At 72.6% G+C, this 20,755-nt stretch carries 17 protein-coding genes; 14 read left to right on the forward strand and 3 right to left on the reverse strand.

The features are described 5' to 3' along the window. The first annotated feature begins 19 nt into the window (after positions 1-19). From Q7L73_RS12335 to Q7L73_RS12365, 7 genes are all read left to right on the forward strand, one after another. Positions 20-997, forward strand: coding sequence for a mannonate dehydratase (locus Q7L73_RS12335; RefSeq protein WP_304692504.1), 978 nt, complete (start codon positions 20-22; stop codon positions 995-997). Beyond that, complete coding sequence (locus tag Q7L73_RS12340; protein WP_304692506.1) at positions 994-1,842, forward strand: NAD(P)-dependent oxidoreductase; 849 nt, start codon at positions 994-996, stop codon at positions 1,840-1,842. Before Q7L73_RS12335 ends, Q7L73_RS12340 begins: the two co-directional genes overlap by 4 nt. A gap of 101 nt (positions 1,843-1,943) precedes the next feature. Next, positions 1,944-3,377: an extracellular solute-binding protein gene (locus Q7L73_RS12345; RefSeq protein ID WP_304692508.1), complete on the forward strand. Its 1,434-nt coding sequence runs from the start codon at positions 1,944-1,946 to the stop codon at positions 3,375-3,377. Then, positions 3,359-4,360, forward strand: a complete 1,002-nt coding sequence (locus Q7L73_RS12350) for a carbohydrate ABC transporter permease (protein ID WP_304692511.1) — start codon at positions 3,359-3,361, stop codon at positions 4,358-4,360. The genes Q7L73_RS12345 and Q7L73_RS12350 overlap by 19 nt, the downstream gene beginning before the upstream one ends. After that, positions 4,357-5,190, forward strand: coding sequence for a carbohydrate ABC transporter permease (locus Q7L73_RS12355; protein WP_304692513.1), 834 nt, complete (start codon positions 4,357-4,359; stop codon positions 5,188-5,190). The genes Q7L73_RS12350 and Q7L73_RS12355 overlap by 4 nt, the downstream gene beginning before the upstream one ends. A gap of 3 nt (positions 5,191-5,193) precedes the next feature. Further along, a complete protein-coding gene (locus Q7L73_RS12360) occupies positions 5,194-6,408 on the forward strand; it encodes an ABC transporter ATP-binding protein (protein WP_304692515.1) in 1,215 nt (404 codons plus the stop codon). A gap of 43 nt (positions 6,409-6,451) precedes the next feature. After that, positions 6,452-7,336, forward strand: a complete 885-nt coding sequence (locus Q7L73_RS12365; protein WP_304692517.1) for an SMP-30/gluconolactonase/LRE family protein — start codon at positions 6,452-6,454, stop codon at positions 7,334-7,336. 4 nt (positions 7,337-7,340) lie between these two features. Here Q7L73_RS12365 and Q7L73_RS12370 read toward each other — a convergent pair whose 3' ends face one another. After that, a complete protein-coding gene (locus tag Q7L73_RS12370) occupies positions 7,341-8,012 on the reverse strand; it encodes a GntR family transcriptional regulator (protein WP_304692519.1) in 672 nt (223 codons plus the stop codon). A gap of 27 nt (positions 8,013-8,039) precedes the next feature. Here Q7L73_RS12370 and Q7L73_RS12375 point away from each other — a divergent pair, with 27 nt between their 5' ends. The 6 genes from Q7L73_RS12375 (at position 8,040) to Q7L73_RS12400 (ending at position 18,219) form a co-directional block, all read left to right on the forward strand. Further along, positions 8,040-9,023: a mannonate dehydratase gene (locus Q7L73_RS12375; RefSeq protein ID WP_304692521.1), complete on the forward strand. Its 984-nt coding sequence runs from the start codon at positions 8,040-8,042 to the stop codon at positions 9,021-9,023. A gap of 45 nt (positions 9,024-9,068) precedes the next feature. Next, positions 9,069-11,858, forward strand: coding sequence for a glycosyl hydrolase family 28-related protein (locus tag Q7L73_RS12380; protein WP_304692523.1), 2,790 nt, complete (start codon positions 9,069-9,071; stop codon positions 11,856-11,858). Further along, complete coding sequence (locus Q7L73_RS12385; protein ID WP_304692525.1) at positions 11,855-13,426, forward strand: hypothetical protein; 1,572 nt, start codon at positions 11,855-11,857, stop codon at positions 13,424-13,426. The genes Q7L73_RS12380 and Q7L73_RS12385 overlap by 4 nt, the downstream gene beginning before the upstream one ends. An 87-nt stretch (positions 13,427-13,513) precedes the next feature. After that, positions 13,514-13,870, forward strand: a complete 357-nt coding sequence (locus Q7L73_RS12390) for a hypothetical protein (protein ID WP_304715562.1) — start codon at positions 13,514-13,516, stop codon at positions 13,868-13,870. 363 nt (positions 13,871-14,233) lie between these two features. Then, positions 14,234-17,809 carry a hypothetical protein gene (locus tag Q7L73_RS12395; protein ID WP_304692528.1) on the forward strand — a complete coding sequence of 1,192 codons (3,576 nt, stop codon included), beginning with the start codon at positions 14,234-14,236 and terminating at the stop codon, positions 17,807-17,809. A 26-nt stretch (positions 17,810-17,835) separates the two neighbouring features. Then, complete coding sequence (locus tag Q7L73_RS12400; RefSeq protein ID WP_304692530.1) at positions 17,836-18,219, forward strand: hypothetical protein; 384 nt, start codon at positions 17,836-17,838, stop codon at positions 18,217-18,219. A gap of 21 nt (positions 18,220-18,240) precedes the next feature. On the opposite strand, the gene Q7L73_RS12405 is transcribed toward Q7L73_RS12400, so the two are convergent. Both Q7L73_RS12405 and Q7L73_RS12410 read right to left on the reverse strand, forming a co-directional pair. Beyond that, complete coding sequence (locus tag Q7L73_RS12405) at positions 18,241-19,569, reverse strand: hypothetical protein (protein ID WP_304692532.1); 1,329 nt, start codon at positions 19,567-19,569, stop codon at positions 18,241-18,243. 97 nt (positions 19,570-19,666) lie between these two features. Further along, positions 19,667-20,233 (reverse strand): cupin domain-containing protein, encoded by a 567-nt coding sequence (locus Q7L73_RS12410; protein WP_304692534.1) that lies wholly within the window; start codon positions 20,231-20,233, stop codon positions 19,667-19,669. Positions 20,234-20,332: 99 nt separating this feature from the next. On the opposite strand from Q7L73_RS12410, the gene Q7L73_RS12415 reads away from it, so the two are divergent. After that, the coding region (locus Q7L73_RS12415) for an AAA family ATPase (protein ID WP_304715563.1) at positions 20,333-20,755 on the forward strand (423 nt) is incomplete at its 3' end.

A 20,755-nucleotide genomic window follows, 5' to 3' on the forward strand; every position in this document is an offset into this window, starting at 1 on the left:
GCAAGAGGGCTGGAGAGAGATGCAGGTCATCCTGGGGCAGATCAGCACGCTCGACGAGGGGCTCGCGGCCTACGCGCGCCAGCTCGGCATCACGGGCGTGCAGTTCAACACGCCGGAGCTGCCGGCGGCCGACGGCCGCTGGCGGTACGAGGACGTCGCCGCGCTGCGCGACCGCTGCGCCGCGCTCGGGCTGCGGCTGGAGGTGATCGAGAACCTCCCGTACGGCTTCTACGACGACGTGATGCTCGGCGGCCCGCGCCGCGACGAGCAGCTCGCCGCGATCGCCGACACGATCCGCGCGCTCGGCCGCGCCGGCGTGCCGATCCTCGGCTACAACTTCATGCCGACGTTCGTCTGGCGCACCGATCTCGCCGCGCCCAGCCGCGGCGGCGCCGCGGTGACCGCCTTCGACCTCGCGCAGGTCGAGGCCGGCAACCGGATCGAGATGCCGCACGCCTCGCCGTCGCAGCAGCTGTCGGCGGAGGCGCTGTGGGCCAACCACGACCGCTTCCTGGCGGAGCTGCTGCCGGTCGCCGAGGAGGCGGGCGTGCGGCTGGCGCTGCACCCCGACGATCCGCCGGTCGCGGCGATCGGCGGCAACGCGCGCATCTTCACCTCGCCGGAGGCGCTCGCGAGAGCCGACGCGGCCAGCGGCGGCTCGCCGGCATGGGGCGTCGACCTCTGCCTCGGGACCGTCTCGGCGATGCCGGGCGGCGCGGCCGCGGTCGAGCGCGCGATCGACCTGCTCGGCCCGTCCGGGCGGATCGCCTACGTCCACTTCCGCGACGTGCGCGGCACCGTCCCGCGCTTCGAGGAGGCGTTCATCGGCGACGGCAACTTCGACCCGGCCGCCGTCATGCGGCAGCTGCGGCGCGTCGGCTTCGACGGCCCGCTGCTGGACGACCACGTCCCGAGGATGATCGGCGACAGCGGCTACCTGCAGGCGAGAGCGCACGCGATCGGCTACCTGCAGGGCCTGATCAAGGCGGCCGCATGAACGTGCTGGTGACCGGCGCCGGCGGCGGCATCGGCCGCGTCGTCGTCGCGGAGCTGGCAGCAGGCGGCCACGCCGTCGTCGCACTCGACCGCGCCGGGGCCGGCATCCCGGCGGGCGACGGCGGCGCGGCCGCGATCCACGTCGGCGACTGCCGCGACGGCGCGCTCGTGCGCACCGCGCTGGCAGGGGCCGACGCGGTCGTCCACCTCGCCGGCGTGCCGGCGCCGGGGATCGTCCCCGACCCGGAGCTGTTCGCCGGCAACACGCAGGCGACGTTCACCGTGCTCGACGAGGCGGTCCGCGCCGGCGTGCGGCGGGTCGTGACGGCGTCGAGCGTCTCGATCCTCGGCGCGGCGTGGGCCGAGGATCACGTCTCGCCGCTGTACCTGCCGCTGGACGAGGCGCATCCGCTGCGCCCGAGAGAGGCGTACGCGCTCGCGAAGCAGTGCGACGAGGCGACGGAGGCGATGTTCTGCCGCCGCGACGGGATCGCGGTCGTCGCGCTGCGCTTCCCCTTCACCGACACGTCCGCGGCGATCGCGGCGCGGGCCGCGCGCGTGGCGGAGGATCCGGCGGAGGGGTCGAGAGAGCTGTGGGCCTATCTCGACGTGCGCGACGCCGCGCGCGCCTGCCGGCTGGCGGTCGAGGCGACCGTCGCGCCCGGCTTCCATCCCGTCTACGTCGTCGCCGACGACACGCTCGCGCCGCTGCCGACCGAGCAGCTGGTGCGCGCGTTCCATCCGGAGACCGAGCTGCGCGCGCCGCTGCCGGGCCGCCGGACCGCCTACGCGACCGCCCGCGCGGTCGCGCTGCTGGGCTTCAGGGCCGCGCACCCGCGCGGCTGACGCACGTTGTCGTGACCGCGGCCTTGACAGAGCGGCGGTGCAGTGGTGATGATCTCATATATCAGTTGGGTGGCCGGTCGCGGGCGCCCGAGGAGGAGAGCATGGTAGGCACGAAGCACGGGCACGGACGTCTGCGCGCGAGGATGCGCGCGGCCGCACTGCTGAGCGCCGGCGCGCTGATCGCGTTCGGCGCCGGCTGCGGCAGCAGCGGCGACGATGGCGGCAGCGGCTCCGGCGACGCCGGCAGCGGCAAGAACCTGACGATGTGGACGTTCAAGCAGTCGAACGTCCCCGGTCTGGAGGCGGCCGCGGAGGCGTGGGGCAGAAGCACCGGCAACACGCTCAGAATCCAGGTCTACACGCCGGACGACGCCTACGCGACGAAGGTCCGCGCGGCCGCCAACACGCGCGACCTGCCCGACATCGTCTCCGCGCACAGCGCGAGCGAGGAGTGGCAGTTCGCCGCCGCCGGCGTGCTCGACGACATCAGCGGCGAGTTCGACAGAGCGTGGCAGGACGAGCTGTACCCGAGCGCCGTCGCCGCCACCAGCCTGACGGAGGAGAGAATCAAGGCCTCGGCGGCCAACTCCAGCACGAGCCTGGAAGGCCTCGAGCCCGGCCACTTCTACGCCGTCCCGTACCTGTCGGGCTCGGCCGGCTTCGTCTTCGCGCGCAAGTCGGCGCTCAGAAGAGCCGGCGTCGACGTCTCGAAGCCGCCCGCGACCTACCAGGAGATGATCGCCGCGATCGAGAGAACGCGCGCGAGACTGGGCGACAGCGGCGGCATCGCGACCGGCCTGAAGATCCCGCCGACCGGCTACTACTGGTTCTTCCGCCCGCTCTCGTTCGACTACCTCGGCAGAGCCGACTTCCTCAACCGCCAGGGCAAGAACCCGAGCGTCGCCTGGAACTCGCCCAAGAGCATCGAGACGCTGGAGCTGTACGACAGGCTGACGCCGCTGTGGGTGCCGGGCGTGCTCGCGCTCGGGATCGACGAGGCCGACCAGAAGTTCGCCGACGGCAGCGCCACCTGGGACGTCGGCGGCACGTACACGTTGTCGTTCCTGCTCGATCAGGGGATGGACCTCGACGACGTGATGGTCTTCCCGGTCCCGCCGCCCGAGGGCGGCGCCTACGACAAGACGAAGCTCGCCCCCGCGCCGCTCGTGTCGGCCGGCGTCGCGAGCACGAGCAAGAACCGCGCCGAGGCGATCGACTTCCTCAGATTCCTCAGCAGCAGAGAGGGCGCGAGACTGTTCGGCGAGGGCGCCAACGACATCCCCGCGACCGACCTCGGCGACGAGACCGCGAGCTGGAACCCGGCGCTGCGCGAGATGTTCGCCGCGCTCAGCCCGCCCGGCGACGACGTCCTCGACGTCAACGACTTCTCGGCCGACCCGGGCGCCGGCGCCGGCCCCGTCACGCCCGGCACGGCCGACACGCTGAACAAGCTGGTGGCGGGCAAGGCGACGCCTCAGCAGGTCGGCGACGAGCTGACCGAGACGTACGCGAAGGCATGGGCAGCGCAGAAGTAGACGCGAGCGCGGAGGCGGGGGCGCGGCGGCCGCAGGGCCGCCGCGCGCTCGCGCGCCCGCGCCGCCGCCGGGCCGCGCGCCGCTACGGCCTGAAGCAGTCGCTGACGGCGTACGGCTTCCTCGCGCCCGCGGTCGTGCTGTTCGCGATCTTCGGCGTCTACACGGTCGCGTACGGCTTCATGCTCAGCTTCAACCGCTGGAACGGCCTCTCGCCCGAGTGGACGTGGGTCGGCCTGCAGAACTTCAAGGACCTCTTCTCGGCCGATCCGGTGCTGGCGCCGCGCGTGCGCGGCGCGGTCGGCAAGACGGCGATCGTGATGGTCGCGCTGCCCGTGCTGGTCGTCGGCATCAGCCTGCCGATCGCGGTGATGCTGAACTCGATCGCGCGGCTGCGCGCGACGCTGCGGACGCTCTACTTCCTCCCGTACGTGACCGCCGGCGTCGGCGTCTACTACGCCTGGCGCTTCATGTACGAGCCGGCCGGCGCCGTCAACTCGCTGCTGAGAAGCGTCGGGCTCGACTCGCTCGCGCAGGCCGACGGCTTCCTCGGCTCGACCTCGACAGCGCTGCCGGCGACGATCGCGGTGCTCGTTTGGATGACGGTCCCGCTCGGGATCCTGCTGTTCCTGACCGGCCTGCAGACGATCGACGAGTCGCTGTTCGAGGCGGCCCGCGTCGAGGGCGCGAGCCAGTGGACGATCGTGCGGCGCGTCGTATGGCCGCTGCTGGCGCCGATCACCGCGCTGCTGATCGTGATCTGCCTGCGCGAGGCGCTGCAGAACTTCCAGCTGTTCCTGCTGATGACCAACGGCGGGCCGGTCGACTCGACCAACGTGCTCGGCCTGCAGGTCTACAGACTCGCGTTCGACCGCGGCAACAACAACCTCGGCCTCGCCAGCGCGCTCGGCTGGACGTTGTTCGCGCTCGCGCTCGCGCTGTCGCTGCTGAACCTCCGCATCATGCGAGATCGGACCCGCTCATGAGCAGGCTGCGCGAGATCCGCCCGCTGCGCGCGCTCGTCGGCGCGCTGCTGGCGCTCTACCTGATCGTCAGCGTCTATCCGTTCCTGTGGATGCTGGGCGGCGGCTTCAAGTCCCAGCAGGACGTGCTCGGGACCGCCTCGCCGCTGCCGTCGGAGCCGACGCTCGACGGCGTGCGCGCGGTCTGGGAGCAGCTCGACTTCGTCACGCTGCTGCTCAACAGCACGCTGATCACGGTCGCCGCGATCGTGCTGATTCTGATCGTCTTCCCGCTCGCCGCCTACGCCTTCGCGGTGCTCGACTTCCCGTTCAGAAACGCGCTCTTCCTGCTGTTCGTCGGCGCGCTGCTGGTGCCGGCGGTGACGGTGCTGCTGCCGATCGTGATCCTCGACCGCGAGCTCGGCCTGATCGACACCAAGTGGGGCGTGATCCTGCCGGTCGTCAACGGCGCGGGCCCGCTGGCGATCCTGATCCTGCGCGGCTACTTCGCGTCGATCCCGGGCGAGCTGCGCGACGCCGCGCGGATGGAGGGCTACGGCGAGCTTGCCGTCTTCGCGCGCGTCTACTTCCCGCTCGCGCGGCCGGCGCTGATCACCGTCGCGGTGCTCAACTGCGTCAGCGTCTGGAACGAGTACGTGCTGCCGAGCGTGACGTTGAACGAGAGAGACTCGTTCACGCTCCCGCTCGGCCTGCAGAACCTGCTGAGCCAGAACGTCGTGCACTGGAACGAGGTGCTCGCGGCGGCGACGATCATCGTCGTCCCGATCATCGTCCTGTACGCCGTCCTGCAGCGCTACGTGAACGCCGGCCTGACCGGCGCGGTGAAGGGTTGAGAGATGGCTGAGGTTGCATTCGAGCAGGTCACCAAGACCTTCCCCGACGGCTCGACCGCGGTCGACCGGCTGAGCCTGACTACGCGCGACGGCGAGCTGGTCGTGCTGGTCGGCCCGTCGGGCTGCGGCAAGTCGACCACGCTGCGGATGCTGGCCGGGCTGGAGACGGTCAGCAGCGGCGAGATCCGGCTCGGCGAGCGGCGGCTCAACGACGTCGAGCCGCAGCAGCGCGACATCGCGATGGTCTTCCAGAGCTACGCGCTGTTCCCGCATCTGTCGGTCGCCGACAACATAGCCTTCGGCATGCGCGCCCGCAGGGTCGCCAAGCAGGAGCGAGCGAGACGGGTCGAGGAGGTCGCCGCGACGCTCGGGCTGACGCCGCTGCTGAAGCGCAAGCCGCGCGCGCTCTCCGGCGGCCAGCGCCAGCGCGTCGCGATGGCGCGCGCGATGGTCCGCGACGCCGCGCTGCTGCTGATGGACGAGCCGCTCTCCAACCTCGACGCGAAGCTGCGCGTGCAGATGCGGATGGAGGTCAGCCGGCTGCAGCGCCAGCTCGCGGTGACGACGCTCTACGTCACGCACGACCAGGTCGAGGCGATGACGCTCGCCGACCGGATCGCGATCATGCGCGACGGCGTGCTGCAGCAGTTCGCGACGCCCGAGGAGCTGTTCGAGCGGCCGGCCAACCTGTTCGTCGCGAGCTTCATCGGCTCGCCCGCGATGAACCTGTTCGAGGTCGAGCTGGTCGCGCGCGCGAACGGCGGCGTCGCCGCGCGCGTCGGCGCCGAGGAGGTCGTGCTCGGGGCGGAGCAGGCGCGGGCGGTCGCCGACCGGGTCGGCGGCCGCGTCGCGCTGGGGGTGCGGCCGGAGGACGTCGCCGAGGCCGGCGCGCGTCCGGGCGCGCCGCTGCTGTCGGGGGTCGTCGCCGGCACCGAGGTGCTCGGCTCGGAGGTGCTCGTGCACGTCGAGACCGGCGCGCGGCCGGTCGCGACCGCCGAGGTCGAGGCGGCGCGCGAGGCCGACGACGGCACGCCGGCGCCGCTGGCCGGCAGCGGCGCGACGCTGATCGCGCGGCTGGCGACGCGCGCGGCGATCGGCGTCGGCGAGCGGGCGCAGCTCGCGCTCGATCCCGAGCGGCTCTACCTGTTCGACCTCGACGGCGGCGGCGCGCTGGCGACGCCGGTGGCCGAGCGCTCGCGCTTCGGGGTGGCGGCGTGAGCGCGCTGGCGGCGGTCGGGCGGTCGCCGCTCGGGAGCGCGGCGTGAGCGCCTTCGCGGCAGCCGAGGCGCTCGTCCCGCTGGCGCGGGCGCGCTCCTTCCACGACGGCCAGGCCGAGCGCCCCGCGCTGCGTCATCCGGAGGGGATCGCGGTCGCCGCCGACGGCACCGTCTGGTGCGGCAGCGAGACCGGCGAGCTGCACCGGATCGCGGCCGGCGGCGGCGCGCGCGAGGTCGTCGGCTCGACCGGCGGCTTCCTGCTCGGGATCGCCGTCGACGAGGCCGGCGACCGCGTGCTCGCCTGCGACGCGCAGGCCGCGCAGCTCGTCGCCTACGAGCGCTCCAGCGGCCGGCTGGCGCCGCTGGAGGCGACGCGCGGGCTGCTGGTCCAGCCGAACTTCGTCGTCGTCGACGCCGCCCGCGGCTGCCTCTTCGTCTCCGACAGCGCGACCCGCGATGGCGCGCCGCGGCCGTCGATCTGGCGCTTTCCGCTCGACGGCGGACCGGGGCGGATCTGCGTCGAGCAGCCGCTCCACTTCGCAAACGGGCTGGCGCTGTCGGCCGACGGCGCGACGCTGTGGGTCGCCGAGACCTTCCGGCGGCAGGTCGTCGCGATCCCGCTCGACGCGGCCGGCGACGCCGCCGGGCCGGCTGAGGTCGTCGCCGACGGGCTCGACGGGCTGCCGGACGGGCTCGTCGCGACCGCCGCCGGGACGCTGCTGGTCTGCTGCTACGAGCCGTCGGCGGTGCTCGCGATCGCGCCCGGCGGCGCGGTCCGGACGCTCGTCGCCGATCCCGAGGCGCACCTGCTGTGCCGGCCGACCAACGGCGCGCTCGACGCGAGCGGCGACCTGCTGCTGGCGAACTTCGGCGGCTGGCACGTGACGCACGTGCCGCTGCCGGCGGCGCTGGGAGGCAGCGGTGCCTAGCGCCTCAGGCGAACAGGTCCGGCCGCACGCGCTCCAGCCGTTCGAGCACGTCGAGCACGCGCCGCACGTGCAGGCGCATCGTCACGGTCGCGCCGTCGGCGTCGCCGGCCTCCATCCGCTTGACGATCCGCCCGTGGTCCCTGATCAGCTGCGGGAACGCCTCCGGCCGCTCGTTGAGCTTGCGGACGCGGTCGAGGTGGGCGCGGCTGGGGGCGGCGACTCTCGCGACGGCGGGGAAGCCGCTGGCGGTGAAGATCGCCTGGTGCAGCGCCGTGTCGAGCGCGGCGAAGGCGGGGATGTCGTCGGCCGCGATCGCCGCTCTCTGGGCCGCGACGTTGGCGTGCAGCGAGGCGAAGTCGAGCCGCTGCGGATGCTCCAGCGCGGCGTTCAGCGCGGCCAGCTCCAGCGCCTCGCGGATGAACTGCGCCTCGCGCACGGCCTGCGGGTCGATCGGCGTGACGAACGTGCCCGAGCGCGGGCGGACCGCGACCAGGCCCTCCTCGGCCAGCCGCAGGATCGCCTCGCGCGCGGGCGTGCGGCTGACGCCCAGCTCGGCCGCGACGGCGACGTCGGAGAGACGCGCGCCGGGCGGGTATCTGAGCTGGACGATGCCCTCCAGCAGGGTCGCGTACAGCACGTCGCGGGCCTGGCGAGGCTGCTCCGAGATGCTGGCCATGACTGATATATTACCCGAGGAGACGTGATGGCGCCGCAGTTGGCGGAGATCCTGCTCGACCCCCAGCCTACGCCCGCGTGGCGACAGCTGCGACAGGTCGGGATCGAACGCGCCGTCGGCGTCCTGCCGCGGCGGCTGAAGGACTGGCGCGGCGACGACGGCGAGGTCCCGTGGGGGCTGGCGCCGCTGTCGATCCTCGCCGGGATGGTCGAGGCGGACGGCTTCGCGCTCGACGTGATCGAGGACAACCCGCCGATGGACCGGATCCGCCTCGGCCGCCCCGGCCGCGAGGAGGAGCTGGAGCAGTTCGCGCTGCTCGTGCGCAGCATGGGCCGGCTCGGGATTCCGGTGCTCTGTTACAACTGGAGCGCGCTGCTCGGCTGGGTCCGCAGCGAGCTGGCGGTGCGCGGCCGCGGCGGCGCGATCGTCGCCGGCTTCGACGCCGCCCGCTTCGCCGGCGCCGAGGTGCCGCTGCGCGACGGCGAGGACGAGGCGGCGCTGTGGGAGAACCTGCGCTGGTTCCTGCAGCGGATCGTCCCCGTCGCCGAGGAGGCCGGCGTGCGGCTGGCGCTGCACCCCGACGACCCGCCGCTGTCGCCCGTCCGCGGCGTGCCGCGGATCATCCGCTCGGTCGAGGCGTTCGAGCGGCTGCTGTCACTGCACGACAGCCCAGTCAACGGGATCACCTTCTGCCAGGGCAACGTCGCGCTGATGACGGCCGACGTGCCCGCCGCGATCGATCGCCTGTGCGCGACCGGCCGCGTCCACTTCGTCCACTTCCGCGACGTGCGCGGCACGCCGGAGCGGTTCCTCGAGACGTTCCACGACGAGGGCCCGACCGACATGCTCGCGTGCATGCGCGCCTACGTGGCCGGCGGCTACGACGGCGTCCTGCGGACCGATCACAACCCACTCCTGGAAGGAGACGTGGCCGGCGTCCCCGGCTATTCGAACCTCGGCCGGCTGCACGCGATCGGCTACGTGCAGGGCCTGCTGGAAGCAGCGAAGTGAATTGATCCCACGGCGCCGCCCCGGCGCCAGCATCAGAGGAGAGAGATGACCGTTCCCCTGCGCCGCGCGCTCGCGCCGGCGCTGGCCGCGCTCGCCTGCGCGGCCGGCTCAGCCGTACCCGCATACGCCCACGGCGGCCCGTCCGGCCCGCCCGCGAGAGCCGCGTGGGCGGGCGGGGCTGGTTCCCCGCAGCTCGTGCGCGACCCCGACGGCGTGCCCGTCGTCGCCCGCTACGACGTCGCCGCCTACGGCGCCGACGCCTCCGGCAGAAGCGACTCCCACGCCGCGATCCAGAGAGCGCTCGACGCGGCCGGCGCCGACGGCGGCGGCGTCGTCTGGATCGGCGCCGGCAGCTACCGCGTCGCGACGCCGCTGTGGGTGCCCAGAGGCGTCACACTGCTGGGCGACTGGCGCGACCCGCAGCAGGGCGGCCGCCGCAGCGACCGCCAGACGGTCCTGCTCGCCGATCCCGATCCCGCCTCGCAGACGCCGTTCCTGACGCTCGTCGGCGGCGGTGGCGTGCAGGGCCTCAACGTCTACTACCCGAGACAGCGCGCCGACCAGCCGCTCGCCTACGCCCCGACCGTCCGCCTCGGCGGCGGCGGGTCGCAGTTCGCCTCCGTCAAGCAGGTGACGCTCGTCAACCCGTACGAGGCGATCCGCGCCGGCACCGACAACAACGAGCTGGGGATCCTCGACGAGGTCCGCATCTCGCCGCTGCGCAGAGGCATCACGATCGACTTCGCGACCGACGTCGGCCGGATCGAGGACGTGTCGGTCTCGCCGCGCTTCTGGGCGGCCTGGGACGGCACCTCGGAGCGGGCGATCGCGGCGCAGTCGCGCGCGAACGTGATCGGCCTCGACATCGGCCGCTCCGACACGCAGTACGTGAAGGGCCTCGAGGTCACCGACGCCGCCGTCGGCGTGCGGCTGCGCAGAGACAACGGCGTCGTCAACGACGTCACGACTTCCTCCTCGGGCCAGTACTCCGACCTCGACCTGCGCCGCGTCGGCACCGGCGTGCGGCTGGACGACGTCAACACGATCGCCGCCCAGCTGACGCACGCGCGCATCGACGCCGAGCAGGCCGGCATCGCGACCGGAGAGGGCTTCAGCGGCACGACATTCAACTGCCAGGACTGCGCCGTGACCGCCTCGCAGGGGCCGGCGGTCGACCTCGGCGCCGGCTCCGACGGCGTCGTCGGCCTCTACGCCTCGTCGCTGCGCGGCGCCGCGAACGGGCCGGCCGCGATCGTCTCCGGCGGCGCGCTGCAGCTCCAGCGCTCGCTCGTGCAGCGGCCGCGCAGAGGTGCGGCGGTGCAGCTGCGCAGCGGCGCCGGCGCGCTCGACCTGGTCGACACGAACCTGCTCAGACGCGACGTCAGCAGCGCCGAGCCGAGCGCGGCGGTCACGGTCGACCACGGCCTCGCGCCGCTGCTGCGGCCGGCGCCGAAGGCGCCGCGCCTGCCCGCGCTGCCGCGCCCGCGCGGCAGCGCGCTGATCGACGCGACCGCCGCGCCCTACAGCGCCGACAGGAGCGCCGGCAGCGACGCGACCGCCGCGATCCAGCGCGCGCTCGACGCGACCGCGCGCAGCGGCGGCGGCATCACCTACCTGCCGGCCGGCCGCTACAGGCTCGCCGGCTCGCTGAACGTGCCCAGCGGCGTCGAGCTGCGCGGCGCGCAGATCACGCCCTTCCACACCAACGCCGCCGCGACCGTCCTCTACGTGACCGGCGGAGCGGGCAGATCGACCGGTCCGGCGGCGGTCACCGTGCAGGCGCGCGCCGGCCTCAGCGGCCTGCTGACCTGGTACCCGCAGCAGTCGGCCGACGCGCCGGCGCAGTACCCCTACGCGGTCCGCGTCGCCGGCCGCGACGCGTGGGTGCGGATGGTCGACGTCGGCAACGCCTGGCAGGGCGTCGACGCCGCCTCGGCCGACACGACCGGCCACCAGCTCGACTGGGTCGTCGGCGCGCCGCTGAAGACCGGCATCGCGCTCGGCCGCTCCGATGGCGGCGTCGTGCGGCGGACCCACTTCAACCCGCACTTCTGGTTCCGCACGACCGACACGACGCTGCCCGGCGCGCCCGCCGACTGGGACGCGATGATGGCGCTCTTCTTCAAGATCATGAAGATCCAGGACACGAACCTGGACGCCTTCCTGCTCGGCTCCGCGCGCAACGAGGTGATCGACCAGGCGTTCGCGTACCGGCAGAAGGTCGGCGCCCACTTCGTGCGCCAGGACGGGCGCGGCTTCGAGGGCCTGCTGTACGGCTTCTGGCTCGACGCCGCCGTCGACTCGTACGTGATCGAGGGCACCGGCCCGCGCGGCTTCGACTGCGTCAACTGCGACGCGGGCGCGGTCCCGTGGGGCTTCGACGCGACCAGAGGTGAGATCCCGACGCCCGCCCCGGGCAGCTTCAGCGAGTCGTTCCTGCGGCTGGAGCCGGGCGCCGGCGCCGCGACACAGGCGCGCTTCTTCAACTTCGGCGCCAACGCCTTCAACTGGAACGCGTTCAGAGGCGTCGTCGTGCGCGACGGCTCGCTGCAGCTCGCGCAGGCGGCCTTCTCGGGCAACCCGCGTGACGACGCGGGCGCGCTGCAGCTGCTCGGCGGCGCGACCGACGCGGTTGCGCTCAGCTTCAACCGCACCGGCCGGATAGCGGCCGACAACGTCTCGTTCCTGCGCCAGCCGGTCTGGACCGACGTCTTCGTCGGCGCGGGCGTGCGGCACGCGCAGATCGCCGGAGCGGTCGCCCGCGACGGCGTCAAGAACGTGCTGCAGCCGAGAGCGCCGGGCGTGCGCGTGCGCGGGGAGGTGGTCCTCAGATGAGCCGCCTCCGTCGTGCGGCGGTCGCGTGCGCGGCCGCCGTCGCCGGGGCGGGCGGGTTCGCCGTCGCGTTCGCCGCCGCCGCCTCCGCCGCGCAGCCGACGCAGTTCGTCGCCAAGCTCTACAGCGAGGCGCTCGGAAGGGCGCCCGACCAGCCCGGCTGGGCCGACGCCGTCTCCTTCTTCGACAGAAACGGCTGCTCGGCCGCGACGCTGAAGACGAAGGGCGAGCAGGTCTTCCAGTCGCCCGAGTACGCCGCGCTCGGCTACGGCAGCGCGGCGAAGGTGCTGACCGCCTACCGCGCGATCCTCAGCAGCGAGCCCGACCAGGCCGGCTTCGACACGCGCGTCGCCGCGCTCGACAGCGGCTATGCGTTCACGTCGTTCGTCAGCGACCTGTTCGACAGCGCCGCGTTCAGATCGATGGCGTCCACGATCTGCAGCGCCGACCAGGGCTACGGCTGGGGCGTCAACGACGCGCCGACCGCGCCGCTGGGCGGCAGCGGCTTCTCCGGCACGCAGGCCGCGCTGCAGGCGGCGATCGACGCGACCCCTGCCGGCGGCACGCTGGCGCTGGCGCCGCGCGCGGTCGTGCGGCTGACGGGGACGCTGTACGTGAAGGCGGGCGTGACGCTGACGACGACCGGCGCGCCGGACGTCAACCACTACGCGAACATGGGCCGGCTCGTGCGACAGCCCGGCTGGAGAGGCGTCTCGGTCGTGCTCAACCCGGGCGCGCGGCTGCAGAACGTCTGGGTCTCGGGCGCGCGGCCGCGCGAGTCGAGCTACGACCGCGAGCGCTACAGCGTCCAGGTCCACGGCGGCACCAACGCCGGCGTGGTCTCCAGCCGCGTCGACAACCCCTCGGGCGCGTCGAGCATCCGCGCGCTCGGCGCGGCCGACGGCTTCCCCTGCACGAGCATGCAGGTGACCGGCAACCTCGTCGAGAGCTACACCGCGGACTACTTCTCGGTGCGGCAGACCGACGGCATCAGCGTCGGCTGCGAGGACACGACGATCACGGGCAACAGCGTGATCGACGCGACCGACGTCGCGCTGATCGTCTTCGCCGTCTCGCCGACGGTGCCGCAGGCGTCGCAGGTCAGCGGCAACACGATCGTCGCCGCCGGCCACAACGCCAACGCCGCGCTCGGCGCCGACCCGTGGATCTGCGCCGCCGGGCCGGACGGGCCGGGCGTCGCGAGCCGTTCGCTGGCGGGGCTGACCATGACGAGAAACACCTTCTGGACGGGGTCGCGGACCTACTTCCAGATCGGCATCTCGGTCGGCACGCGCGAGTGGTTCCCGACCAACGGCTGCAACGCCGCCGGCGGCTCGTTCACGGCGAACGGGACCGGCAGCGGCAGTGCCCGCGTCGGCACCGGCATCGCCGTCTCCGGCGTGCTCAGAACGACGGTCACGGGCAACAGCCCGACGCTGACGCTCGTGCCCGGCGTCAACACCTGCCCGAGCCTCGCCGTCGGCGCCTCGGTCAGAGACGGCTATGCCTCCGGCACGCTCCAGACGTACACCGACGCGCTCTACTTCGGCTGCATCTACTGGCCGACCTGACGCACGTCCGCTCCGGGCCCGCCGCGCGACCGCGCGGCGGGCTGGGATCGCGCGATGCCCGCCGACCCGAGCGCGCGAATCGCCCTGATGCGGGCGTTCGCGGACATGTACCGCGCCACGCAGTTCGAGCGCGACGGCTTCGACTACGCCGGCGAGACGCTGCGGGCGATGCAGCACGTCCACTTCGGCGCGGACCGCATCAACCGCATCCGCACCTACGCCTCGAACACGTTCTTCCTCGGCGCCAGCCCGCTCGTGCGGCTGGACCGCTACGGCAACGCCGCCTGGCTGGAGACCGGCTACGACCTGCGCGCCTCGCTGCACGCCGCGCTCGCCTTCCTCGACACCCCGCGCGGCCGCGCCTTCGCCGCGACCGAGCCGACCGCCGCCCCGATCGCCCGCATCCGCGCGAACCTCGCGGCGCTGGGCGAGCGGATCGGCTGACCGAGACCGCCGAACACAGATCTCTGGCCTCGCCGGGGGCGTGACGTTCGCGCATCGGCGACGTGCTCGATCCTGGCGCATCGACGTGCTACGTTCGCGCGAATGCGCCTGGTCGCACGCGATCGGGCCTCATCAATCGGGGGGACGTTCATGCACGGCTGGGGGCAGTGCCGAGGGACGCGGTCGTGGATCGCCGCCGGCATCGCGGCGATCTCGTTGTTGAGCGTGACGGCGCCGGCCGCGAGCGCTGACCGGGCGGGTGCAGGTGGACCGCAGCGTGCAAGCGCCGGGCCGGAGGTTCCCGGCATGCGTACTGAATACACCGAGACGCGCAGGCTTGCGAACGGCCTCTTCGAGACGCGCATGTCAAGCGTTCCGCTGCATTTCAGAGACGGTAGCGGCGCCTGGCGCCGGATCGACAACCGCCTCGTCGAGCAGCCCGACGGGACGCTCGAGAACGGCGCCGGAACCGTGGATGTCGAGGTACCGGCGACAGCGGCCGGCGCGGTCGCGTTCGCCGCGGACGACAGAGTGCTGTCGTTCAGACTGGTCGACGGCGACAGCGGGTCGCAGGTCGAGGCCGAGGCAGAGCGCGCGACCTTCGAGGACGCGGTCGAGCAGGTCGACCTCAGCTATGACGTGGTCGGCTCGCAGCTGAAGGAGACGCTGACGCTCGACAGTGCGGGCGCCGCCTCCACCTATCTCTTCGAGGTCTCCTCACCCGGTCTGAGACCGCGGGTCAAGCCCTCCGGCGCGGTCGCTTTCGAGGACGGGCAGGGGCGCCAGCAGCTCGGCTTCACCGCGCCGTGGATGAAGGACGCGCGCGGCGTCGTCTCGCGCGCCGCGCACTACGAGATCGTGCGCGAGGGCGAGCGCAGCCAGATCGCGCTGCGGCTCGACGCGGATTGGCTGCGGTCGCCCCAGCGGGCGTACCCGGTGATCGTCGACCCGAGCGTCTACGTAGAGCCCGACCACTACTGCGAGATCCAGAGCGGGTCGAGATCGAACACGACCTACTGCGACGACGACGTCGAGGAGCTGTGGATCGGCCGCGACGCCGGCAACATCGTCCACCGCAACCTGCTCGCGCTCGACGACCTCGCCGCGGCGGTCCCCGACTACGTGCAGGTGGTCGACAGCTCGCTGGCGCTCTACCTGGACGGTCAGACGCCGGTCGGGCCCTCCGACGTCGACGTCCACCATCTGACGAGAGGCTTCGGCCCCGGCGCGACCTGGAACCGCCTCGACGGCAGAACGCTGTGGGGCAGAGCAGGCGGCGACTACGCACCCGAACGTGAGGCGCGCAAGTCCACCAGCACCGCAGATCCAGACGGCCGGATCGGCTTCGACATGACCGAACTGGCCGAGCGCATCGTCAGCGGCGACGAGCCGAGCCCCAACCTGCTCGTCAAGGCGGCCGACGAGACGAGAAGACACGTCGACGTGTTCGACTGGGCCGAGGTGCGCGTCCAATGGGACGACTGGACCGGCATGTCCGATCGCTTCACCTTCCGGGACTATCCGCTCAGCGATGGTTCGACGTTGCGCTTCAACGTCGGCAACTGGAACATCGCGCTGCTCGCGAACGACGTCGACCTCGAAGCCGACGACGGACGTTTCACCGTCGGCCGTTACTTCAACTCGCTCAACGGCGACGAGTCGGTGGGCACGTTCGGCAGAGGCACGCGCGGCGACTTCGGCTCGATCTCGCTGCAGCGCAACGAGCGCGACGGCTCCTACCTGTTCCGCGGGCCCGGCGCCGACGACGGCGTCTTCCACAAGCGCAACGACGGCAGCTTCGCGCCCCCGCGGCATGTCGAGGCGGCGCTCGTCGAGAACCTCGACGGCACGAAGACGGTCACCTTCTACGACTCGACCGAGATATGGACCTTCGATGCCTCCGGCCGGCTCGTGCAGACGAGACAGGACTACGGCTACACGATCGACGGCACCTACGGCGCGAACGGAATCGCGACGCTGAGAGACTCGCTCGGCAGCAGCGCCACGTTCAGCTACGACAGAGCTGGCGACATGCGCCAGATCACCGACGAGCTGAGCGCGGTGCGCAGATACGACTACGACGGTCAGCACCGGCTCGTCACGTACACGTCGGCGACCGGTGCGACGACCAGATACGCGTACGACTCCAACGGACGGTTGCAGAGAATCTCGCTGCCCGACAGAACGGCGCTGCGCATCGCCTACTACGGCGGCGGCTTGTCGCCGTACTCGCTGACGCCGATCGACGCCTCGGGCGTCGACCAGCCCGCGACGGGCTTCAGCGGCGGCCTCGACTGGTCGACTGTGCAGCCGCCCGGTCAGCCGCGCACGACCTACTGGTCCGACCTCTACGACGTCACCGTCGACCTGATCCAGACGGGCAGCGCCGCGGCGCTCAACCCGGTCGGCGAGATCCCGGCGCTCGACGGCCGCTTCACGAGAGGTGATGCACCGTTGTCGGTCGACGTCTCGGCGGCGCAGGAGCCGGATGGGATCCAACTGCTCGAGCTGGAGGTCGACGACGTCGAAGTCGACTCGACGGGCGCGGGCGGATGCGACGAGACCACGTGCCCCAGACGTGCGTCGGCGACGCTCGTCTATGACCCGACGTTCGATCCCGAGGGCAGCTACGAGTTTGCTGTCAACTCGGTCGACGGCGACGACGAGCGGACCGACTCGCCGACCTGGGCAGTCGGGATCGACCGGACCGCGCCGACCGTCTCCGCGGACAGATTCGAGTCGCTCTACAGCGCCGACAGCGAGCGACTCGACGTCTACTGGGAGGGCGCGGTCGACCCGCAGCTGGCCGACGGCTCGCCGAGTGGCGGGATAGTCAGCTACCGCACGCGCTACCAGCGCGACGGCGGCGCCTGGAGCGAATGGACGATCGGCAACGAGTCGGGACTCCACCTCGACACGTCGTACGGCGGGGAGGTCGTGACCGTCGAGATCGAGGCGATCGACGCGGCCGGCAACGTCGGGCCGACGGCGACGACGACGGCGACGGCCGCCGAGCGCGATGACAAGCTGCTGCTGATCCTGTGGGACGAGGACGACCCCGAGACGTACAGATTCACCCCGGCGCTGCCCGCCGGCCAGGCACTGAGAGTGGTCGACGGCGGCAGACGCGTGCTCGTCGTCGACGGCGCTGACAGACAGGTTCGCGAGCTGGCGACGGTCCATGCGAGTGACGACGACGAGCAGCCGGTCGGCATGAGCTACAGCCTCGACGGGGCGACCGTCGTCGTCGAGGTCGACCACCGTGTCGCGGGCGTCCGCTACCCGGTCGTCGTCAACACCCGCTTCGACGACGACCTGCGCACCGACCTCAACCGGATGCGCGAGCTGTTCACGCAGCATCGCGCGGCCGGCGGCGGCGCGGGCCGGTCGATAATAAGCGACGCGATCGACTGGCTCACCGATCCCCAGCTGCTGTGGTGCGTCCGTCACGGCAAGGCGATCTGCGAGCTGTTCGAGAAGGATGCCGACCGCGCGACCGACATGGCGATGCACCTGTTCCGCGGCAGAAGAGTCGACAACACCCGCTCGAACGCTTTCAAACACTCGTATTGGACCGCGTTGATGACGCAGACCTCGGGCCACTACGGCGGCATACCGCTGCGCGGCTACGAGTTCAGCGCCAAGCACGAGGAGATCCCGATCAAGTCCAGAGGTGACTACTGGCGCGGCCAGATGGACCTTCACAACAACAGATTCGGGTACAACTGGGTCATAAACTACGAGGAGAACTCGCCGGTGCCGCGCTATCCGACCGACCGCGAGATCTGCCGCGCGATCTTCGCGGCGGCCAAGACGGCGCAGTTCTCGCTCTTCGGTCCGTTCCTGAGCGGGCGGCTCGTCTTCCGCGACGCGACCAGAGCGAACAGCTGGATCAACGTCGCCGAGCCCTGCAAGAACGCGCTGAGCACGAGCGCGTGAGCAGGGTGCGCCGAACGTGGACGGCGGTGGCCGCAGCGACGCTGCTGCTCGTGGTGGTCGTTGTCGTCCTCGTCGTGCGTGCCGACGACGGCGTCGACTGCTCCGGCTTCGCGTTCGACGCCGGAGCCTGGCAGCGGGCGCGCGCCGACCGCGGGGGCGATCCCGAACGCGCGCGCGAGATAGCGACCGGCATCGCCGAGTGCGGCCTGGTCGACGGCAGAACGGCCGCCGAGGTCAGCGCCCTGCTCGGCCCGCCCAACGTCCCCGGCGATCCATGGGAGTACTGGATCGCTGAGGGCGAGGGGTCGATCCCGGACGACGACTTCCTGGAGGTCACGTTCGGGACCGACGCGCCGGTCCCGGTCGACGCGCGCGTCCGCGCGACCGGGGCCGCGGTCCGCCTCGGCTGACCGCGGCGGCCGTCGGAATGGCTACCGCGTCAGCGTCGCGCTGGTGCGGGTGCCGGCGCCCTGGATCGTCAGCGCGACCTTCGGGAGGCGTCTCAGGCGCTTGACCGCGGCCTTGGTGAAGCGCAGGCGGACGGTCGCGCTGCCGGCTCTCGCGGTCGCGCTGCCGCTGGCGACCTTGACGGTCCTTCTGCCGAGGCCGGCCTTGCGCGCGGTCGCGGCGGAGACGGTCGCGGTCAGCGTGACGCGGCCGCTGCCGTTGCGGACCTTGACGGCGAGGCCCTGCTTCAGCACGCTCGCCAGCCGCGCCTTCGTGACGGTCAGCTGCGGCTTCGGCGCGGCTCTTCTCGGCTCGTCTCTGGGCGTCGTTCTCGGCGTCGTTCTGGGCTGGTCTCTGGGCGTCTCTCTCGGCTGCTCTCTCGGCGTGTCGACGACGCGCGCCGGCGGCACGGCGGCGCCCGACCAGTCCGGGTAGCGGCCGCCGGGGATCAGCAGCCTGTCGGCGCCGGCCGGAGGGTTCTGGCAGCCCTGCGACTGGTCGCCGACGGGGCCGACCCAGATGCCGTCGGCCTCGCCCCACGCCAGCGACGCGCCGTCGGGGGAGTAGGCCGGGCCCTCGAATCTGCCGGAGGGGCCGGAGCGGTGGTAGCAGTACTCGGGCGCGTTCTCGCCGGGCGCGCCGCTGAAGCGGTAGACCGGCAGGTATTCGCCGTCCTTGCCGCCGACGAAGGCCATCGTCGTGCCGCGGATGTCGCCGTCGCGCAGTTCCAGCTCGTCGTGGCGGAACCACTGGTCGCCCTGGTTGTTGGGCTGGTCGAGTCTGCGGATGATCACGTCCATCGAGAGGAAGTTCGGCGGGTCGCTGTGCATCAGCCACTCGTTGTCGATCCAGGCCGGGTAGCCCCAGCCGGTGTGCAGCTCGTGCGTCTGCCCCGAGCCGTCGGTGTCGGCGTAGGCGGTGCCGGTCTGCAGCTCGCCGGTCGTGGTCGTGTAGTACTGGTAGGCGACGTGGCTGCCGTCGGGCGAGACCTGCGGCTCGAACGGGCCCTGCCACCAGATGCTGCCGATCACCGTCGGCAGCTCGCGCACGACGTCGCCGTTGCGGTTGAGCACGAACAGCCGGCGCTCTCTCGACGCGACGATCACGGAGCCGTCGTCGGACTGCGAGCCGTACTCCCAGCCGCCGGTCGCGGTCAGCTGGAAGCTGCTGGCGGCGTCGGAGCTGACGAGCCAGAGGTCGCCGCCTCTGAGGTAGAGGATCGAGTCGGCGGAGGCGACGGCCGGGGCCGTGGCGGCGAGCGCGAGCGCGGCGACGCCGGCGGTCGCGAGCCGCCGCAGAAGCGAAGCGGGCATGGAGGTCCTTTCGGTTCAGGTGGGGAGGGCGGGCGGCCGGCGCCGATCTTCGGCGGGCGCCGCCTGGATCGCATCGGGGAGGTCCCCGGGGGCGGGGTCAGCCGAGGTAGCGGCGCTCCAGCCGCCGCTCGACGCCGCACAGGCGGGCGAGCTGCGCGAGCGCGCGCAGCGGCCGGTCGAGCACGGCCTGCTTGCCCGGCAGGCCCATCTCCGACCAGCGCAGCAGGACGGCGCCCTGGAGCGGGTTGCGCGGCCGCGACAGTCTGTCGACGCGCCCCTCGGCGGCGAGCGCGTAGGTCACGCGCAGGGCGCGCTCGAAGCCCTCGTGGCCGGGCCGCAGCTCGCAGTCGAAGCTGGCCCGCGCGACGCTGTGGTTGACGAAGCGGTGGACCGAGCCGGCCGGCGCGCAGGCCGACTCGCCGGGGCCGAGCACGTGCTCGATCCCGTCGACCTCGACGACGAGCGTCCCATCGTTGACGTGGAAGCGCTCCTCGTAGGTGTGGTGACGGTGCGGCGGGGTGCCGCCGCCCGGCGCCAGCTCGACCTCCAGCAGCGTGCGCGCGCCGGCGGTCTCGCGGCTGGTCTCGAGCAGCGTGACGATGTCGCCGACGACCGGGTTCTCGAAGCGGCGGGCGGCCATCTCGGTGCGGGCAGGTGTGAGCATGCAGACGATCGTGCGCCGACGGTCGCGCCGCGGCTTGAGAGGAACTTCCTAGGGAGTTCCCTGATCGGAGCCGCTGCGCGGATGGGTACCGTGCGCGGGGTGTCAGCCGATCGCTCGGAGAGGGACGCACCGCCGCTGGTCGGCCGGGAGCCGCAGCTCGCGGCCGGCGTCGAGCTGCTCGACACGATCCGTCGTGGCAGGCCGGCGCTGCTGGAGCTGGTCGGCGAGGGCGGGATCGGCAAGACGGCGCTCGCCGCAGCGGTCGCGGCGCGGGCGGCCGAGCGCGGCGCGCGCGTGCTGCGGGCACGCGCGGCGGCGTTCGAGCGCGACGTGCCCTATGCGCTCTGGATCGCGCTGCTCGACGAGCCGGCCGAGGCGCTCCCGCCGCAGGCGCTCGACGCGCTCGGCCCCGAGCGGCTGCGCGCGCTGGCGCGGCTGCTGCCGGGAGTGGCGGGGGCGGCGGGTGCGGGCGCGGCGGGCGAGGGCGGCGTGAGCGCGGCGGGCGGGGCTGGCGCGGGCGTG

The organism is Conexibacter sp. CPCC 205762 (assembly GCF_030646155.1).
GTDB lineage: Bacteria > Actinomycetota > Thermoleophilia > Solirubrobacterales > Solirubrobacteraceae > Conexibacter.